15 protein-coding genes are annotated in these 18640 nt (G+C 72.4%); 8 read left to right on the forward strand and 7 right to left on the reverse strand.

Annotated elements, in window-relative coordinates:
• The first annotated feature begins 111 nt into the window (after positions 1-111).
• Genes IE255_RS19615 through IE255_RS19625 form a run of 3 tightly spaced genes read left to right on the forward strand, consistent with a single transcriptional unit; the run spans position 112 to position 3400 of the window.
• Complete coding sequence (locus IE255_RS19615) at positions 112-1485, forward strand: ABC transporter substrate-binding protein (protein ID WP_190051615.1); 1374 nt, start codon at positions 112-114, stop codon at positions 1483-1485.
• A gap of 2 nt (positions 1486-1487) precedes the next feature.
• The gene (locus IE255_RS19620; protein ID WP_190051616.1) at positions 1488-2525 is read left to right on the forward strand and encodes a carbohydrate ABC transporter permease; all 1038 of its coding nucleotides are present in this window, start codon (positions 1488-1490) and stop codon (positions 2523-2525) included.
• A complete protein-coding gene (locus tag IE255_RS19625; RefSeq protein ID WP_190051617.1) occupies positions 2522-3400 on the forward strand; it encodes a carbohydrate ABC transporter permease in 879 nt (292 codons plus the stop codon). Before IE255_RS19620 ends, IE255_RS19625 begins: the two co-directional genes overlap by 4 nt.
• Here the strand turns inward: IE255_RS19625 and IE255_RS19630 are convergent.
• Complete coding sequence (locus IE255_RS19630; RefSeq protein WP_190051618.1) at positions 3364-5649, reverse strand: glycoside hydrolase family 3 N-terminal domain-containing protein; 2286 nt, start codon at positions 5647-5649, stop codon at positions 3364-3366. The two genes, IE255_RS19625 and IE255_RS19630, sit on opposite strands and share 37 nt — an antisense overlap.
• Positions 5646-6887: an N-acetylglucosamine kinase gene (locus IE255_RS19635; RefSeq protein WP_190051619.1), complete on the reverse strand. Its 1242-nt coding sequence runs from the start codon at positions 6885-6887 to the stop codon at positions 5646-5648. The genes IE255_RS19630 and IE255_RS19635 overlap by 4 nt, the downstream gene beginning before the upstream one ends.
• Positions 6888-6895: 8 nt before the next feature.
• Here IE255_RS19635 and IE255_RS19640 point away from each other — a divergent pair, with 8 nt between their 5' ends.
• Complete coding sequence (locus tag IE255_RS19640) at positions 6896-8164, forward strand: glycoside hydrolase 5 family protein (RefSeq protein WP_190051620.1); 1269 nt, start codon at positions 6896-6898, stop codon at positions 8162-8164.
• Positions 8165-8168: 4 nt separating this feature from the next.
• Here the strand turns inward: IE255_RS19640 and IE255_RS19645 are convergent, their stop codons facing one another.
• Positions 8169-9632: a glycoside hydrolase family 3 N-terminal domain-containing protein gene (locus IE255_RS19645; protein ID WP_229906487.1), complete on the reverse strand. Its 1464-nt coding sequence runs from the start codon at positions 9630-9632 to the stop codon at positions 8169-8171.
• 226 nt (positions 9633-9858) lie between these two features.
• Between IE255_RS19645 and IE255_RS19650 the strand changes: the two genes are divergently transcribed.
• On the forward strand, positions 9859-12699 hold the full coding sequence (locus IE255_RS19650; protein WP_229906488.1) for an ABC transporter substrate-binding protein: 2841 nt from the start codon (positions 9859-9861) through the stop codon (positions 12697-12699).
• 9 nt (positions 12700-12708) lie between these two features.
• Here the strand turns inward: IE255_RS19650 and msrB are convergent, their stop codons facing one another.
• The 4 genes from msrB to IE255_RS19670 all read right to left on the reverse strand — a co-directional run bounded on the left by msrB (position 12709) and on the right by IE255_RS19670 (position 16210).
• The gene (msrB, locus tag IE255_RS19655) at positions 12709-13116 is read right to left on the reverse strand and encodes a peptide-methionine (R)-S-oxide reductase MsrB (RefSeq protein WP_190051622.1); all 408 of its coding nucleotides are present in this window, start codon (positions 13114-13116) and stop codon (positions 12709-12711) included.
• 13 nt (positions 13117-13129) lie between these two features.
• The gene (gene murC, locus IE255_RS19660) at positions 13130-14521 is read right to left on the reverse strand and encodes a UDP-N-acetylmuramate--L-alanine ligase (protein ID WP_190051623.1); all 1392 of its coding nucleotides are present in this window, start codon (positions 14519-14521) and stop codon (positions 13130-13132) included.
• A 153-nt stretch (positions 14522-14674) separates the two neighbouring features.
• Entirely contained in the window at positions 14675-15148 is a 474-nt protein-coding gene (locus IE255_RS19665; protein ID WP_190051624.1) for an indole-3-glycerol phosphate synthase, read from the reverse strand.
• A gap of 255 nt (positions 15149-15403) precedes the next feature.
• On the reverse strand, positions 15404-16210 hold the full coding sequence (locus IE255_RS19670) for a pyrimidine reductase family protein (protein ID WP_229906489.1): 807 nt from the start codon (positions 16208-16210) through the stop codon (positions 15404-15406).
• 73 nt (positions 16211-16283) lie between these two features.
• Between IE255_RS19670 and zapE the strand changes: the two genes are divergently transcribed.
• The 3 genes from zapE to IE255_RS19685 all read left to right on the forward strand — a co-directional run bounded on the left by zapE (position 16284) and on the right by IE255_RS19685 (position 18633).
• Complete coding sequence (gene zapE / locus IE255_RS19675; RefSeq protein WP_267974422.1) at positions 16284-17345, forward strand: cell division protein ZapE; 1062 nt, start codon at positions 16284-16286, stop codon at positions 17343-17345.
• Between the two features lie 198 nt (positions 17346-17543).
• Positions 17544-17972, forward strand: a complete 429-nt coding sequence (locus IE255_RS19680) for a hypothetical protein (RefSeq protein WP_190051627.1) — start codon at positions 17544-17546, stop codon at positions 17970-17972.
• Between the two features lie 79 nt (positions 17973-18051).
• Complete coding sequence (locus tag IE255_RS19685) at positions 18052-18633, forward strand: carbonic anhydrase (protein WP_190051628.1); 582 nt, start codon at positions 18052-18054, stop codon at positions 18631-18633.
• The last annotated feature ends 7 nt before the right edge of the window (positions 18634-18640 follow it).

The raw sequence follows: 18640 nt of genomic DNA on the forward strand, positions 1-18640 counted from the left end.
ACAGCAACACGGCAAACCATTGACCTCCGATGAATTCTGGTCCACCTTTTCATCAATCGAAGTCCAACTTGGTGATTTGAGCCAGCACCGACTGGTCCCAGGAGGGCAGCAATGCGCGCAAGAAGACTCACCGGATCCCTGACCTGTCTGGTCGTCCTGACGCTGACGGCAGCCGGCTGCGGCCTGTCCGGCGGCGGCTCCGACGGCGGCGACGCCACGGCCGGCGGCTGCAAGGTCGACAAGGGCAACGTCGGTTCCGGCAAGCTCTCCGGCGAGGTCAAGGGGAAGATCACCTTCCAGACCACCAACCTGAAGAAGGACTTCGGGAAGTACTTCAACGGCGTCATCGACGCCTTCGAGCGGGCTCACCCCGGCACCACGGTCAACTGGATCGACGACCCGGGCGACGCCACCTTCACCCAGCGCCTGGTCGCCGACGCGCAGGGCTGCACGCTGCCGGACGTGGTGAACATCAACGTCAACACGGCGGTGGCGCTGACGAAGAACGGCTACCTGCTGAACCTGGACGACAAGGCGCCGGACGCGGGCAAGCCGTTCGTGCCCGCGTTGTGGAAGTCGAGCATGTACGCCGACGCGGACGGCAAGAAGGTGCACAGCGTGCTGCCCTGGTACTCCGGCGGCATCGTGCAGACCTTCAACACCGACCTGATGAAGAAGGCGGGCCTGGACCCGGCGAAACCTCCGACGACCGTCCTCGGGCTCTTCGACGACGCGGAGAAGATAGCCAAGGTCTCCGGCGGTAAGTACTACGCGTTCCTCGCCAACCCGCAGCTGCGCATCCCGGCCGACTGGCAGCAGATGGGCATCAAGGTCCTGTCCGAGGACGGCAAGAAGTTCACCTTCGCCGACGACCCGAAGACGGTCCAGTGGGTCGAGGCGATGACGAAGCTCTACAAGGCCGGCGGCATGCCCCGGGACTCGCTGTCCTCCACGCAGGACCCGGCCAACGTCTACGGCCAGGGCAAGCTGGTCTACGGGCCCACCAACCCCAACTTCCTGCGGTTCATCCAGCAGAACAACCCGAGCGTCTACAAGAAGACCGGCGTGGCCCGCTACATGCTGGACGCCCTCGGCCACACCGTCGGCGCCCCGCAGTACATCGCCGTCGCCTCCACCAGCAAGAACGCCGCGACGGCACTGGCCTTCGCGCAGTTCCTGACCAACGCCGAGAACCAGCTGGAGTGGGCGAAGGACCCGAACGTCGTCATCTTCCCCTCCACCACGGCCTCCCTGAACGACCCGTTCTTCCAGTCGGTCAAGGGCGACGACCCCTTCGCCGAGGCCCGCAAGATCGTCGCCAGTGACCGCAAGACCGCCACGGCCGACGAGATCGCGCTGACGCCGGGCGAGCTGAACGCCATCTCGGCCCAGATCCAGCTGGCCATGCAGGGCAAGAAGAGTGCCGCGGACGCTCTCGAGGAGGCGCAGTCCAAGGCCAACCAGCTGATCGAGCAGGGCAGTTGAGGATGACCCAACCGACCGTGCACAAGGCGCCCGTCCCCGCTCCCCCGGGTGCGGGCGCCCGCGGCCCCGGCGCTTCCCCGTCGTACCGCTCGCCGGGGCCCGTGCGCCGCGCCCTCCGCTTCGTGACGCCCGGCCCGAGCGCGGACGCGGGGGGCGCGGCGCTGTACCGCCGCTGGTGGCTGCCCTGGCTGTGGATGACCCCGGCGATCGTCGGCGCGACCGTGTTCGGGGTCTTCCCGTTCCTCAACACGGTCGTCGTCTCCTTCACCGACGCCAAGCCGCTCGGCGGCGCCTACGACGTCGTCGGCCTGGAGAACTACCGGCGGATGCTGAGCGACCCGGACTTCTGGCTCGCCACCCGCAACAGCCTGCTGTACGCGCTGATCGTCGTCCCGCTGATGGTGCTGCTGCCGCTGCTGCTCGCGATCCTGGTGGAGAAGAACCTGCCGGGCATCGGCTTCTTCCGCTCCGCCTTCTACACGCCGGTCCTGGCTTCCAGCGTGGTCGTCGGCCTGAGCTGGCAGTGGCTGCTGAGCGACCAGGGGCTGGTCAACACCTGGCTGCAGAAGGCCCACATCATCCGCGAGGCCATCCCGTTCCTGTCGGACTCGTGGCTGATCCTGCTCTCGGCGATGGGCCTGACGCTGTGGAAGGGCCTCGGCTGGTACATGATCTTCTACCTGGCCGCGCTCGGGAACGTCCCCAGGGAGCTGCACGAGGCGGCGGCCGTGGACGGGGCGGGCGCCGTGCGCCGCTTCTGGCACATCACCGTGCCCGGCGTACGCCAGTCGATGATGCTGGTCGGCACGCTGACCGGCATCGGCTCGCTCAGGGTCTTCACCGAGATCTACATGCTCGGCGGCTCCACCGGCGGCCCCGGCGGCGCCGACCGCACGCTCCCCTTCTACATCCGCGACGTCGGCCTCGACCCGCTCACCGGCAACGCCGGCTACGGCGCCGCCGTCAGCGTCGCCCTGTTCGCACTCACCCTTGGCCTCACGCTGCTCGCCCAGCGCCTGACGAAGGAGGACGAGGCATGACGACCGCCGTCGACAAGCGCCGCCGTCTGATGCCCCGCTGGCGCGACTACGGCCGCCCGCGCGAACTCGTCGTCCGCTACCTGCTGCTGGTGTTCGTCCTCTTCATCACCATCGGCCCGCTGCTGTGGCAGCTGTTGTCGTCCCTGAAGGGCGCGGGCGAGGACGTCTTCGGAGCGGGCGCCTCGCTGTTCCCGCACCAACCGTCGCTGCGGGCGTACCGCGAGGTCTTCGACCAGGTCCCGGTGTGGACGTACATCCGGAACAGCGTGTTCGTCGCCCTGCTGTCCATCACCAGCCAGCTCGTCTTCTCCACCATGGCCGGCTACATGCTGTCCAAGCCCGGCTGGAAGGGGCGCAAGCTGGTCTGGGTGGTGCTGCTGGCGTCCATGATGTTCCCGTTCGAGTCGATCATGGTCTCGCTGTTCCTGAGCATCCGGGACATGGGCCTCGTCGACAACCTGGTCGGCGTCTGGCTGCCCGGCTTTGTCGCCGCGATCAACGTCCTCATCATGCGGGCGGCGTTCCTCGCCGTGCCGCGCGAGATCGAGGACGCGGCCATGCTGGACGGCGCGGGCGAGTGGAAACGCTTCCGGTACCTGTATCTGCCGTCCGCCTACGGCGCGATCCTCGTCGTCACCATCAACACCTTCATCAGCGCCTGGGACGACTTCCTGTGGCCGCTGATCGTGCTGCGCACCGAGGACCACTTCACGCTGACCCTGGGACTGGCGCGGCTGCAGACCTCGTCGTTCGGCTACGACCAGCGGATGGTGATGGCCGGTTCGGTGATCTCCGTGATCCCGGTGCTGGTGCTGTTCGTCATCACCCAGCGGTGGTTCTACAAGGGCGTCTCGTCGGGTTCCGTGAAGCTCTGACCGACCCGGAGCCCGACCGGTACGGCGGTCAGAGCCCGGCGCGCCGACTCCGCCACGCGGATCTCGACCGTGCCGGGCGGCACCGCCGTCTCCAGGTCCGCTCCCACCTGGGCCAGTTGCTCCGCCCCCAGGGCGAACACGACCGTACGGCACTCGCCCGGCGCCAGGTCGACGGCCCGGAACCCCCGGAGTTCGAGCGTGCGCGGCCAGACCGGGGTGACGAGCCGGCGGATGTACAGCTGGGCGACGGTACGCCCGTGCCGCTCCCCCGTGTTGGTGACGTCGGCCTCAACGGTCCGCCCCGACAGCCGCGGCGGGCCGTAGGCGAAGCTCGTGTACGACAGCCCGTGGCCGAAGGAGTAGAGCGGCTCGGCGCTGTCGTCGACGTAGCCGCCGTACTCGGTGTCCTTGTGGTTGTAGTAGACGGGCAGTTGCCCCGCCGAGCGCGGCACCGAGACGGGCAGCCGGCCGAGGGGCTCGGCCCGGCCGAGCAGCACCTCGGCGATCGCCTCGCCGCCCCACGGGCCCGGGTACCAGGCGGTGAGCAGCGCGGCGGCCCGCTCGGCGGCCTCGGGGACGGCGTGCGGGCGGCCCTGGACGAGGACGACGACCGTGGGGGTGCCGGTCGCGGTCACGGCGTCGAGCAGGGTGTGCTGGGCGCCGCCGAGCCGCAGCCCCGCGAGGTCGACGCCCTCGCCGCAGGTCATCTCGGACACGACGGTGCGCGCGGCCCCGTTGGCGTCGAACTCCGTGTCCGGCGTACGGGCGCTGCTGCCGCCCAGCACGAGCACGGCCACGTCGGAGGCGGCGGCCTCGGCGATCGCCTCGGGGAGGCCGGACAGGTCGTCGCCGGTGAGGGCGCACCCGCGCGCGTGGCGTACGTCGGCGCCGGTCCGCCGCAGTGCGTCGAGGACGCTGGTGCCGGTGCCGGGGCGCTGGGGGGCGGTGTAGTCGCCGAGCTGGTGGGCGACGGTGTCGGCGTGCGGGCCCAGGACCGCGATACGGGCGGCGCCCGACAGGGGCAGCACGCCCTGGTCGTCGTGGAGGAGGGTGACGGCGGCGCGGGCGAGGGCGGTGCTCAGGTCGCGTCCGGCGGCGGGGTCCGGGAACGGGCCCGCACTGTACGGCTGTTCGAACAGCCCCAGGCGGAACTTGAGCCGCAGGACCCGCGCGACGGCCTCGTCCAGGGCCTCCTCGCTCACCAGCCCCCGCTCGACCGCCTCCTCCAGGTGCGTGAAGCCCTCGTCCCACAGGCTGAGGTCGACGCCGGCGTGGAGCGCGAGGGCGCCGGCCGAGACCCGGTCGCCGGTGACGCGGGCCAGCCGGTCCACGGCCAGTCCGTCCGCCATGACGAGCCCGTCGAAACCCCAGCGCTCCCGCAGCAGCCCGGTGAGCAGGGCGCGGTTGCCGCAGCAGGGCATCCCGTCGACCTCGTTGTAGGCGGCCATGACGGCGGCGGCTCCGGCCCGGACACCGGCGCGGACGGCGGGCAGGTGGATCTCGTGCAGCTCCCGGAGCCCGAGTTCGGACTCGGCGGAGTTGCGGCCGCCGACGGTGGCGCCCTGCCCGGCGAAGTGCTTGAGGACGACGGGAGCCTTGTCGGGGGCGAAGAACTCGTCCGGCTCCCCCTGCATGCCGCGGACGAGGGCCTCGGTGAGCCGGGCGGCCAGGTACGGGTCCTCACCGAAGCACTCCTCGGTCCGGCCCCAGCGCGGGTCCCGGGCGATGTCCAGGGCGGAGACCAGGGCGACATGGCCGCCGCGGGCGCGCAGTTCGGCGGCGGCATGGGCGGCGGCGCGCTCGTACAGCCCGGGGTCCCAGGTGGCGCCGACGGCCAGGTTGACGGGCAGGACCGTGCCGTCGAGGGCCATGTGGCCGTGCGGCACCTCCTCGACGAACAGCGCCGGTATGCCGAGCCGGCTGGTCTCGACGACGTGCCGCTGGACGAGGTGGGCGAGTTCCGCGCCGTCGGCGGCGCCGGATCCGCCGACGTGGTCGACCCCGGACCAGGCGTCGGCGCGCAGCAGCCCGTACAGCGCGCCGAGTCCGGCGAAGCGCTCGGTCTCGGCGTACAGGGCGTCGGTGAGCTCGAAGCGGCCGTCGGGGGTGCGGCGGTAGGCGTCCCAGCCGTACATGCGCTGGTTGAGCTGTCCGGCCTTCTCGCGCAGGGTCATCCGGGAGAGCAGGTCGCGGACGCGGGCGTCGACGGGGGCGGCGGGGTCCCGGTAGAGGAGCGTGGTGACGGTCATGTGCGGTCCCCGTGGGCGATGCGGGCCAGGGCGACGGCCCCCCGGCAGCCGTCGGGGACCCAGTCGAGGGTCAGGCCGAGGGCGTGCAGGCGGGTTTCGAGGCGGGTGGTGAGGGGGCCGTCCGGGCCGAGCAGTCCGCCGGTCGCTACGACCCGCTCCCCGGGGCCGGGCTCCAGGGCCCCGACCGTCGCGGTGAGATGGTCGGCGGCCTCGTCCAGGATGGCCAGGGCGACGGCGTCCCCGGCCGCCGCGGCGACCAGGGGTGCGAGCCGTGCCAGCCGGATGGGAGGCTCGGCCATGACGGCGGGGAGCAGATGCCTGCGGTAGGCCTCGCGGTGGGCGCGGGACCAGGGGGTGCCGGCGTGGGGTGAGGGGCCGTACCCGGCACCGCCCGGCGAGTCCCCCAGGCCACCGGCACGGGGCGGGAGGCCATACCCGCCGGCGCCCGGCGAGCCTCCCGGACCACCCGCACGGGGCGGGAGCCCGTACCCGGCACCGCCCGGCGAGTCTCCAGGGCCACCACCGGCCTCGTGCGGGGCGTCCTCGCCGAGGGGCCGGACCACGACACCGCCGGCCGCGGTGAGCGACGGCCCGCCGGGCAGTACCTCTTCCGGCACGCCCAGCTCCCGCCCCACCGTCGCCGCCAGCACCGTCGCCGCGCCCCTGCCGTCGGCCATCCGCAGGGCGGCCCGTACCGCCGCCCGGCCGATCCAGAAGCCGCTGCCGTCGTCGCCGAGGAGCCAGCCGTCGCCGTCCACGGTGGCGGTGCCGCGGCGTCCGGTGATGCGCATGGCGACCGCGCCCGTGCCGGCCACCAGGGCGAGACCGTCGGCCGGTGCCCCGGGGGCGGAGGCGAAGGCCGCCTCGATGTCGCTGCTGACGACGGGCGGACCGGCGTCGATGCCGAGCCGGCGCAGGGCGGCCGTCAGGGCGGCCAGGGCGTTGCGCCGCCCCGGTTCGTCGGCGGCGGCGTCCGTGGCGCCCGCGAATCCGCCCGCCACGGCCACGACCCTGCCCCGGCAGGGCTCGGGCACGGCCTGCGCGACGGCCTCGGCGAGGTGCTCGGTGAGCTGCGGCACCGGAACGGTCAGGGCGTTGCCGGGCCCGGCGGCGCCTTCGCCCAGCGGACGTCCGTCCTCGGCGGTCGCCAGGACCGCCCGGGTGCGCGTGCCGCCCGCGTCGAGACCGATGACCAAGGAGGCGGCGCCTTGACACTCCTGGTTCAATTCATTACCCATCGCCGACTATGGTGATTGATGCATTCACGCAGGGCAAGACTCGACCCGAGGAGGATCCCATCCCTACGCTCCGCTTCGGCGTCAACTACACGCCCCGCCGCGGCTGGTTCCATGCCTGGCACGACTTCGACCCGGCGCACGCCCGCGAGGACCTGGACCAGATCGCCGCGCTCGGCCTCGACCACGTCCGGGTCTTCCACCTGTGGCCGCTGCTCCAGCCCAACCGCACGTTCATCCGCCCCGCTGCCGTGGACCAGCTGGCCCGTCTGGTCGACGTGGCGGGCGAGGCCGGCCTCGACGTCCTGGTGGACGGCGTGCAGGGGCATCTGTCCAGCTTCGACTTCTACCCGGAGTGGACCCGCAGCTGGCACCACCGCAACGTCTTCACCGACCCGGAGGCCGTAGCCGCCCAGGCCGAGCTGATGCGGACCCTCGGCCGCGCCCTCGCCGGCCGCCCCAACCTCATCGGGCTCCAGCTCGGCAACGAGCTGAACAACCTGGTCGAGCACAACCCGGTGACCCCGGCCGAGGTGGACCGCTACCTCGACACCCTGCTGGCCGCCGCCCGCGAGCACCTGCCGCCGGACCGGCTCGCGACCCACTCCGCCTACGACGCCGCCTGGTACGGCGACGACCACCCCTTCACGCCCGAGGCCTCGGCCCGCAAGGGCGACGTGACGACCGTCCACCCCTGGGTGTTCTCCGGCGACTGCGCCCGCCGCTACGGCCCCCGCTCCCCGCAGGTGCGGCACCTCGCCGAGTACGGCACGGAACTCGCCAAGGCCTACGCAGAGGACCCGGACCGCCCGGTCTGGGTCCAGGAGACGGGCGCCCCGGAGCCCCACATCCCGGCGGCCGACGCCCCGGACTTCGCCCGGGCGACCGTCCGCAACGCCGCCGGGTGCGAGGGGCTGTGGGGCGTGACGTGGTGGTGCTCCCACGACGTGGACCGGTCCCTCGCCGACTACCCGGAACTGGAGTACACCCTGGGCCTGTTCGACTCCCGGGGCCGCGCCAAGCCGATCGCCACGGCCCTGGCCGAGACCGTCGCCGAGGTCCGCGCCGGGCACCACCCGGCCCGCCCCCGCGACACGGCCCTGGTGCTGGACTGCACGCCGGCCACCCGCTCCGTCTCCGGCCCGGGAGGCGCGTACTTCGAGGCGTGGATGGAGCTGCGCGCTACGGGCGCGCTCCCGGCGGTGGTCCTGGCCGCGCGGGCGGACGACGCCGCGTACCTGGCGGCGCGCGGCATCAAGGAGCTCGTCCGGGTGCCGTGAGAACTCAGGCTCCCGCCAGCGCCTCGGCGACGGCCCGCAGATTCGCCCGCCCCCGCCCGTAGGAGCACAGCGCACCGCCCTCCGGCAGCCCGGTGTCCACCGTGACGGCATCGGGCCGCCGGGCCAGCAGGGCGGTGCGCAGCCGCTCCTGCCAGGGGTGCAACCCGGCATCGCAGGTGGCGACGACCAGCGGCGCGTCACCGCACGCGCGCAGGATCCGCTCCACGGCGGCGACCGGTTCCGCCGGCTCCTCGGTGACCGCGGTGCCCGAGGCGGTGGGATCGACGGCGCGCACCTCGGTCAGCAGGTCCTCGCCGCCCCAGTTGAGCGCGGGGTGCGGCGGCGGGAAGAGGTCGACGACATGGGCGCCCCGCACGGCCGGCGGCACCGGCCGGCCGCGCACGGCCCGGCGGGCCGCCTCCAGCCCGGCCTCCGCGTCCCAGCCGTCGACCGCCCCGGCCGGAGCGGCGTACCGCTCGGCGAGCCGCCGCACCCGCGCCTCGGCCTCCCGTATCCGCTCCTCGGGGAGCACGCCGGAGCGCAGCGCGCCGAGCACCGCGTCCCGGCAGGCCAGGGTGGTCTCCAGGTCCGGCACGGCGACGATGACCTGGTCGGCACCCGCGGCGAGGGCGATCCGCGCCCCGGCGGCCTCGCCGTAGCGGTCGGCTATCGCCCTCATCTCCAGCGCGTCGCTGACCAGGACCCCGTCGAAGTCCAGCTCGTGGCGGAGCAGATCGCCCAGGATGCGCCGGCTCAGGGTGGCGGGCCGCTCGGGGTCCAGGGCCGGGAAGACGACATGCGCGCTCATGATCATCGGCACGCCGGCGCCGACGGCCGCGCGGAACGGTTCGAGGTCGGCTCGCAGTTCGTCGAGCGGCCGGGGGTCGACGGCGATGCCGTGGTGGCTGTCGGTCTCGGTGCCGCCGTGCCCGGGAAAGTGCTTGGCGCAGGAGGCGACGCCCCGCCGCTCGGTGGCCTCGATCCAGGCCCGCAGATGACGGGCGGCCCGCGCGGGTTCGGCGCCGAAGGACCGGGTGCGCACGATCGGGTTGCGCGGATGGTGCTGGAGGTCGGCGACGGGGGCGTAGGCGGCGGTGATGCCGAGGGTGGCCAGGTGCCCGGCGAGCGCGTCGGCGCAGCGGGCGGTGAGCGCCGGGTCGTCGGCGACGCCGAGGGCGTAGGAGCCGGGCACGTCGGGCGCGCCCGCGCCGACCAGGTGGCCGATGCCGCCGCCCTCGTTGTCGATGGCCACGATCAGGTCCGGCCGCAGGGACCGCAGCGTGTCGGTGAGCTGCCGCACCTGCTGCGCGTCGCGCACGTTCCGCGTGAAGAGGATGACCCCGCCGAGCCCCCGGTCGACGAGCCGCTTGAGGGTGTCGGGCACGGTCGTGGTGCCGGCGAAACCGGCGACGAGGCAGCGGTGGGCGGCCTCGTCGAGGCCGGGGGGCAGGTGCGCGGAGTGGGTCACTCCGGGAATCCTCTGGCTCGTTGAGCCAAATGTCAACCGGACGATGGATCACTCATTCAGCATCCTCGGGGGAGCCGGACCGGCTGAAACGCTCCTGAAGTTCCTGCGTCACCCACTCGCACCCCAGCCGCAGCCGTTAGCCTCGTAAGTCACCGATGGCGAACGGGGGTTGCCCATGGTGAACAGCGATCGCACGCCGCCGGACTGTCCTGGGGGCCACGACGGCATGCCGGAGAGCAGCGCCGGGGTCCACCTCCAGGATCAGCTGGAAATCCTCATCCGGGACTTCCGGACGAGCACCGAGCCGCCGATGCCGGTGTTCGTCGTGCACGCACAGGAGAGCGCGGACGACGAGGCGGTCGCGGGGCTGGTCCGGCAGCTGCACGCGGGCCAGGAGGCACACGGCACCCGCTGCGCGCTGGCACAGGACAGATACGACGGCACCACGGAGGTGCGCCGGGCCGCGGCCATGGTGCGGGCGCTGAGCGACCCGAAGAAATGGGACGGCCAGAAGGCGGTCTACCGGCGCTACGCCTTCCCACGGCTGCGGCTGGTGCACGCCATCGACGACGCGGTCACGGCACTCGGCGCCGCGGACGGCCCCGAGGCCGGGCAGGACCAGCGCCAGCTGCTGCTGAACCAGCTGGCGCAGCAGCGCTGGCGGCCGCGGAACACCGCGCGCTGGCGCTCGGGCCTGCCGCTGTTCGACATGGCGCACATCCTCCCGGCGAGCCTCGTGACCGTACTCGCCGCACTCCTGGCGCGCAGCGACTGGTATATGGCGGTGGCCGCCGGCCTCGCCTTCCTGCTGCTGCTGACCGTCCTCAACTACGTCCTGCCGGGACGGGCGCCGATCTTCCTGTGGCTGCGCCGGGAGAGCCGCTGGTTCATGACGACCACCTTCCTCAGGGCGGCGGACCAGGACGAACCCACCGAGGTCTCGCTGCTGCGGCCGGTGCGGTCCTGGAAGGCGATCGCGGCCCGGGCGTACGACGTGGCCGAGGCGCTCAAGGCGGGCGACGACTTCCACCTCCAGCTGTGCGTGCTGGCGCTGCGCGAGGACCTGCGGGACAACCACCGCCGCTGGAGCTGGGACCTGCGCGGCTTCAAACGGCCGCGCCCGCCGATGCTGTTCCTGCCCCGCGCGGACGAGGACAACGGCGGCATCGAACTGATCCGGGCCATCAGCGACGTCCGCAGCCGGCGCAGCGAGCTGGACCCGCTGCTCGTCGTCGCCGCCGTGCGCTCGCACGACGTGCCGCGCCTGGAGCGCAGCGTGGTGCAGACGACACCCGACCCGGACACCGCGCCGCCCCGGTTCGGCGAGCGGCTGCGCACCTGGTACCGCGAGTGGGGACGCAACCTGCGCGCCGAGCAGTCGCCCAGCCGGGAGCGGTCCGTGCTGCCCTGGGTGATGAAGATCCCGGTGCCGCACGACCAGCTGGCCCCCGTCGAGGAGCGCCACCGCCATCTGCGGGCCTCCGCCCGGCCGACGTTCGCCCGGCTGGTATGGGCCCTGCACACCCTGGTCCTGGTGGTCGCCCTGCTGGCCGCCGGAATCGTGATGCGGGCCGACGCCCTGGACGACCGCTACTGCTCGGCGTCCGTCCTGACCGCCAACCGGGACACCCGGCGCGCGCCGGCACCCGCCGGCGGCACGGAGTGCGTCGGCATAGCGACGGACGGCGTCCGCTTCGCCGACTGGCTGCCCGCGCCCGACCCCGGCGACGACCTCCAGGCGCTGACGGCCGACGACGAGACGCCCTGGACGGTGGACGAGCTGGAGGACCGCATCGCCCGGCGGAACGCGGATGTCCTCGCCCACCACCGCGGCAACTACGTCACCGTCGTCTACGCCGGCCCGCTCAGCGCCGGCCCCGCGGACGGCTCCTCGCTGGTGAAGGGCGCCGAGGAACTGGCGGGCGTGTACCTGGCGCAGGCCGTCATCAACAAGAACTCCAGCGTGAAGCTGCGGGTCCTGCTCGCCAACGGCGGCGTGGACCTCGGCCACCAGGAGGAGATGGCCGAGGCGATCGCCGCCTACGCCGCCGACGACCCGACCGTGGTGGGGGTCGTCGGCACCGGCCGCGACCTGAAGTCGAGCAGGGCGACGACGCGCACGCTGATGGAGGCGGGCCTGCCGATCGTCTCCGGCACGAACTCCGCCACCTATCTGCCCCGCGAGTTCGCCAACTGGTTCAGCCTCGCCGCCACAGACAAGTGGCAGACCGAGCAACTCGGCCTGATCGCCGCCCAGTTACGCACACCCGGCCGGCGGCAGTACGCCCTCGTCCTGGCCCGCGACACGGCGAAGACCGACGACCTGTACACCGACGAACAGGCGTTCTACGGCCAGCGGATGCTGCGCCGGCAGGGCTTCACGCCGCTCGACCAGCGCCGTTACCGCCTCAGCGGCGGAAAGCCGGAACTCCGCTCGCACGCCCAGGAGATCTGCCGGGACGGCCGGGTCCCGTCGGTGATCTACTTCGCGGGGCGGGTGGAGGACATCGATCCCCTGATGACCCAGCTCGGCACCGAACCGGGCTGTGCCGGAAAGCCCCTGGCCATCCTCACCGGCGACGACCTGTCCAAGGCGGACTTCGCCGGCGGCGGCCACTCCGTCGCGCCGGAGGTCACGCTGTACCACGCGGCCCTGGCCGAGCTGGAGAGGGCCGCCGCCACGACGGCCTTCTACCGTGAGGCCACCGCCTACCTCCCGGGCCCGAAGGACCGGCTCCTGCGCTACAACAGCCCCGCCCTGGCCAGCGGCCAGACCGCCCTGGCCCACGACGCGACCCGCGCCCTGTACTACGCGGCCAGCCGCGACGACCGGCCCCAGAGCCGCGCCTCGACCTGGGTGAACCTGCGCAACGTGAAGATCAAGGGCATGGCCACCGGCACCATCGACTTCACCCGGGCCCCGCTGTACGGGGACCGCACCGGCCACAGCATCGTCCTCAAGCAGGTCCGCCGCACCGACGACGGCACCGCCACGACCCGGGTGGTGTGCAGCCGCACCGCGGGGAACATGGCCCCCCTCACGCAGAAGGAGTGCCGGATCCGCTGAGCGCCGCCCTCAGCCCTCCTCGGGCGTCAGCCGCAGCGCGATGCTGTTGATGCAGTACCGCTGGTCCGTGGGCGTCGGGTAGCCCTCGCCCGCGAACACGTGCCCGAGATGCGAGCCGCACCGCGCGCACCGCACCTCGGTGCGGACCATGCCGTGGGAACGGTCCTCGATCAGTTCCACCGCGTCGGAGTCCTTCGGGTCGAAGAAGGACGGCCAGCCGCAGTGCGACTCGAACTTCGTGTCCGAGGTGAACAGCTCCGCGCCGCAGGCACGGCAGGAGTAGACGCCCTCGGTCTTGGTGTCGGTGTACTCACCGGTGAAGGCGGGCTCCGTGGCCGCCTGCCGCAGGACGGCGTACTCGCCCGGGGTCAGCTCCGCGCGCCACTGCTCGTCCGGCTTCTCCACGTCGTACGGCATGAGCCTCAGCCCCTCAGTTCGACAGACGGTTCAGGATCAGCGGGCCGAGGTCGGTGACGTCGCCCGCTCCCATGGTGAGAACGAGATCTCCCGGCTTCGCCATTCCCGCGATCACCGCGGGGACGTCCGCCTTGTCGTGCAGCGGCGTCACGTCCGCGCCCGCCGCCCGGGCCGCCTCGATGATCAGCTCGCTCGTCACGCCGGGGATCGGGTCCTCACGGGCGGGGTAGATGTCCAGCACCACGGAGGCGTCCGCGAGGGCCAGCGACTGCCCCATCTCCTTGCCCAGCTCCTGCGTCCGCGAGAACAGGTGCGGCTGGAAGACGACAAGGATCCGCGACTCGCCCGCCGCGGCGCGCATCGCCTCCAGGTCGGCGGTCATCTCGGTGGGGTGGTGCGCGTAGGAGTCGATGACCTGCACGCCCGCGGCCTCGCCCTTCAGCTGGAGCCGCCGCTTAACGCCCGTGTACGCCGCCAGCGCCGGGGCCAGCTCGGCCGCCGGGACGCCGAGGGCCGCACCCGCCGCCAGGGCGGCCACCGCGTTGTGCGCGTAGTGCCGGCCGGGGACGGACACCGCGAAGGTGAGCTCCTCGCCCTCCAGCACCACGGTGACCTCGCTCTTCAGCCCCTGCGGCACGACCGACAGGACGCGCACGGCGGCGTCCTCGGACTCGCCGTACGTCACCACCCGCACGCCTCGGCCCGCGACCCGCCGGGTCAGCTCGCGCGCGCCCTCGTGGTCGGCGGAGATCACCAGCGTGCCGTCCTCGGTGACGCGGTCCACGAACGTCTCGAAGGACTCGTAGATCTCGTCCATCGACGCGTAGTTGGCGTGGTGGTCGAGCTCGACGTTGAGGACGATCGCGACCTCGGGCGCGTACTTGTGGAAGCTGCGGTCCGACTCGTCCGCCTCGGCGACGAAGATCTCGCCCTCGCCGTGCAGCGCGTTGGAGCCGGGCGCGTCCAGGTCGCCGCCGATCGCGTACGACGGCTTCAGCCCCAGCTCGCTCAGCGACACGGCCAGCATCGAGGTCGTGGTCGTCTTGCCGTGCGTACCGGCGACGGCGATGGGCCGCAGCCCGTCCATCAGCGCGGCGAGCGCGTCGGACCGGTGCACGACGGGAATGCCCAGCTCGGCCGCGCGGGCCAGCTCGGGGTTGTCCTGCCGGATCGCCGACGACACGACCACACAGCTGGCGTCGTCGGCCAGATGCTCCGCCGCGTGCCCGATGTGCACGGTCACGCCCAGCGCCCGCAGCGCCTCGGCCGTCGCCGACTCCTTGGCATCACTGCCCGCCACGACGGCCCCGCGCTGCGCGAGGATCTTCGCGATCCCCGACATCCCGGCCCCACCGATCCCGATGAAGTGCGGTCGGTCCATGGCGGTGGGAAGGCCGGGTGCCATGCGGGTCTCCAAGTTCGGGTGACGGGTTTCAGCGGACCCAGCCTATTTCAGGAGCACGCAGGACTGTGCCAACCCTTCAGGGGCGCGGGGCTGCATCGATATGCGGCTCCGCCGCGGGGCGCGAGCAACCACCCACAACCGGCACCCGACGAACTACGCCTTACTGTGCGAAAACAGCTTCAACACCGGCACCCCCACCTTGTGCCGAGCCCGAGACGCCCAGTCCCGATGGAAGAACTCCTCCACATAGTGGGGATCGGTCAGCACGATGACCTCGTCCGCGTCGACCTCCTCCACCAGGGACTTCAGCGCGTCCAGCGGATGATCCTCGATCAACCGCCCCTCCGCCCTGCTGCCGGAGGCCCGCAGCGCGGCGAGGGACACCTCCAGCGCCCGCTGCCCCACGCTCAGCGCCTCCTCCCCCTCCGGCGTCTCCCCCTCGCGCACGGCCTCGTCGAGTTCGCCGAGGGCGACGTCGTCGATGGCCCGCAGCAGCCGGTCCGCCTGCTCGCCGCGCGGCTGGAGCAGCACCTGGAAGGAGACCTCCTCCTCCCCGTGCAAGGTCGTGACGAACTCCACGTCGGCGGACGTCAGGGCCTTCTCGATCATCAATACGCTTGTGAACACCAGGCGCCCCTTCTGCTCCGGGGGCCTGTGGCCCCACTCCTCCGTGGGCCGCGCCGGGCCCTGCGTAAACCATCCTGCCCCGCGTTCGCACGGGTACTGCCGGATCCAGTGTGCCCTCCGGAAACCAAACGGAACGGCATATTCCGCCGATTAACGGACCGGTTGTGACCATCGGCCCCGTTTCCGGACGTACCGGCCGGTCGGACTTCCCCCGCCGCCGGCACCTTGTACCCCGCCTCCGGCGGGTTCAGTACGTCAGGACCGTCCGTACCGTGTGAAGAGGAAACCGTCCTCCTCCAGCATCGACAGCAGCGTGAAGCGGTGCGGGACCGTGACGGCGGGCCCTCCGGCGATGCGCTGCGCGTCGCCCGCGGTGAGCATCGGGGAGACGGTCAGGCACAGCTCGTCGAGCACGCCGGCCGCCACCAGCTGGCCCAGCAGCCGCGGGCCGCCCTCGGTCAGCAGCCGGGTGTGGCCGAGACCGGCGAGGGCCTGGACGGCACGGACGGGGTCCACGCCGATGCCGTCCCCGGCGATCACCACCCGCGCACCCGACTTCTCGGCGGTGGCGAGGCGGTCCGGGGCGGCCGAGGCTCCCGTGAGGACCAGGGTGGGCACCAGGGGCGAGGTGAACAGCGGGAGCGAGAAGTCGAGGTCCAGGCTGGCGGTGACCACCGCGATGGCGGGTGCGGGCGTCTGCCCGGCCGCCTCCCGCAGCGCCGCGAAGTCGGCACGCGCGCGGGCCGGCCGGTACCCCTCCCGGCGTACCGTCTCGGCCCCGACGACCACGACGTCCGCCAGTGCCCGCAGCGTGCCGAAGATCCGCATGTCGGTCGCGCTGGAGATGGGCTGCGAGCGGCCGTCGTGCTGGGCGGCCCCGTCCAGCGTGGACACCATGTTGGCCCGCAGCCACGACACCGGCCCCCCGGATCCCTGCTCGGGATAGGCGTACGCGGCGGCCAGCTCGGCCAGGCTCCACTCCCGCCCCGCCGCACCCTCACCGGGCGCACCGCCCGGGGCCGGAGCTGCTGTTTCATCGGTCACAGGGAACAGACGTCGCATGCCGTGCAGTGTTCCACGCCCCGTAGCATGGTGAACCGTGTCCTCTTCCCCCGCCCCGTCCGGTACCGGCCCCATGACCGACCCCGGCCCGCTGTCCCTGTGCGCCCGTGAGCCGCACGTGCCCGCGGACCGGCTGGTCGCCGAGATGGTGCCGCCGCCGCGGTTCGACTCCGTCCGCTTCAGCACGTACATCCCGGACCCGAACCAGCCCAGCCAGACCGAGGCCGTCAAGGTCCTGGAGGGCTTCGCGGCAGGGCTCGGCGGGTCCGCCGACCCGGGCCGGCGGCGGCTGTTCGGTTTCGGCAAGGCGGCGAAGAAGGCCCCCTCCGGCCCGCGCGGCGTCTACCTCGACGGCGGCTACGGCGTCGGCAAGACCCACCTGCTGGCCTCCCTCTGGCACGCCACCCCGGCCGAGCCCGCGCTCAAGGCGTTCGGCACGTTCGTGGAGCTGACCAACCTGGTCGGCGCCCTCGGGTTCCAGAAGACGGTCCAGACGCTGTCCGGCCACCGCCTGCTGTGCATCGACGAGTTCGAGCTCGACGACCCCGGCGACACCGTCCTGGTCTCCACCCTGCTCGGCAAGCTCGTCGACGCGGGCGTCGCGCTCGCCGCCACCTCCAACACGCTGCCCGGCAAGCTCGGCGAGGGCCGGTTCGCCGCGGCCGACTTCCTGCGCGAGATCCAGGGTCTGTCCGCCCACTTCCGCGCCCTGCGCATCGACGGCGAGGACTACCGCCACCGCGGCCTGCCCGAGGCGCCGCCGCCGTACTCCGACGAAGAGGTGACGAGGACGGCGCACGCCACCGAGGGCGCCTCCCTCGACGCGTTCTCGCCCCTCCTGGAGCACCTCGCCCGGGTCCACCCCAGCCGGTACGGCGCCCTGACCGACGGAATCAGGGCCGTGTGCCTCACCGGAGTGCGGCCGGTTCCCGACCAGTCGACGGCCCTGAGGCTCGTCGTGCTCGCCGACCGGCTCTACGACCGCGAGGTGCCCGTGATGGCCTCGGGCCTGCCCTTCGACCAGCTGTTCAGCGAGGAGATGCTGAACGGCGGCTACCGCAAGAAGTACTTCCGGGCCATCTCCCGGCTCACCGCCCTGGCCCGCGACGCGGGCAACCTGGCGAACGCCCGGTAGACACCACCCCAATATCGCGCCAACCGCCCTGCGGCAAGGGCTGATTCAAGCCATCACACCTACGGTTTTCAGGCTCTCTTCAGCTTGAAACGTTAAGTTAACCCTGCAAACGACTTTGCAGGGTTAACGTGTTTCTTGACCAGCCATTGACTAAGCGTTGGTCTCCGCTAGACGTGTGAATCGCCTGAAGGGGGGCGCATGTTCCGAGGTACGACGGCACGGACCGTGGTTTCGATCCTCGCCGCCGTCCTGCTCGCCCTTCAGTTCTTCGCGCCGACAGCGTCCTTCGCATCCGCGCATACGCCGAGTCAGGCTGAGGCCAAGGCTCAGCCCGGAACCAAGCCCTCGGGCAAGACCTCGCGCCCCGGAACCAAGCTCTCCGGCAAGGCACTGCGCGATGAGATCGCCCCCTGCCGCGCCGCACACCACGGGGACCCGACCGGTCCCCTGCGGACCCGCGACCGGTTTCACGCCGCCGACTCCGCGCCCTCAGCGCCCGAGCGGCCGCTGCTGAAGCACATCCAGCCGACGGCAGACGAACCGGTCAGAGCCGGCGCGGCGCACCAACGCGCGTCGAGATCCTCGGCGTCGCACACTCCGGCAGCACTGCAGGTCTTCCGCTGCTGAGTGCAGAGCAGTTCCCCCCACCCCTTTGTCATGCCCGTCCGACGCGCCCCCACTGCGCGCCAGGAGGAGTCACCACATCATGCAGCCCCTCATCGACAACGCCCGCATGTTCGGACAGCGCCCTGAGGAGTTCGCTCACCTCGCCAAGGGACAGTCCCCCGATGTCCTGTTCATCACCTGCGCCGACTCCAGGGTCGTACCGGCCCTGATCACGGGCGCCCGGCCCGGCGAGCTCTTCGAGCTGCGCACCGCCGGCAACGTCGTCCCGCCGTACGCCTCGGCCACCCCGACCGGCGAGGCGGCCACGATCGAGTACGCCGTGCAGGTCCTCGGCGTCAAGCACGTCGTGGTCTGCGGCCACTCGCACTGCGGCGCCGTCGGCGCGGTGGTGCGCCACGACGACCTCACCGCGGTACCCGCCGTGCGCGACTGGCTCGCCCACGCCGCGGACGAGCCCAAGTGCTCCGACCCCGCCGACCCGACGGTCGCCGAGGCCGTGCAGAACCACGTCCTCGCCCAGTTGGAGCGGCTGCGCTCCTACCCGTGCATCGAAAAGCGCCTGGAAGCGGGTGAACTCCAGCTGCACGGCTGGTACTACGAGGTCCACACCGGCGTCGTGCGGGAACACCGCGCGGAGTCCGACACGTTCGAGACGCTCTGAGGGGGCT

The organism is Streptomyces lomondensis (genome assembly GCF_014651035.1).
GTDB lineage: Bacteria > Actinomycetota > Actinomycetes > Streptomycetales > Streptomycetaceae > Streptomyces > Streptomyces lomondensis.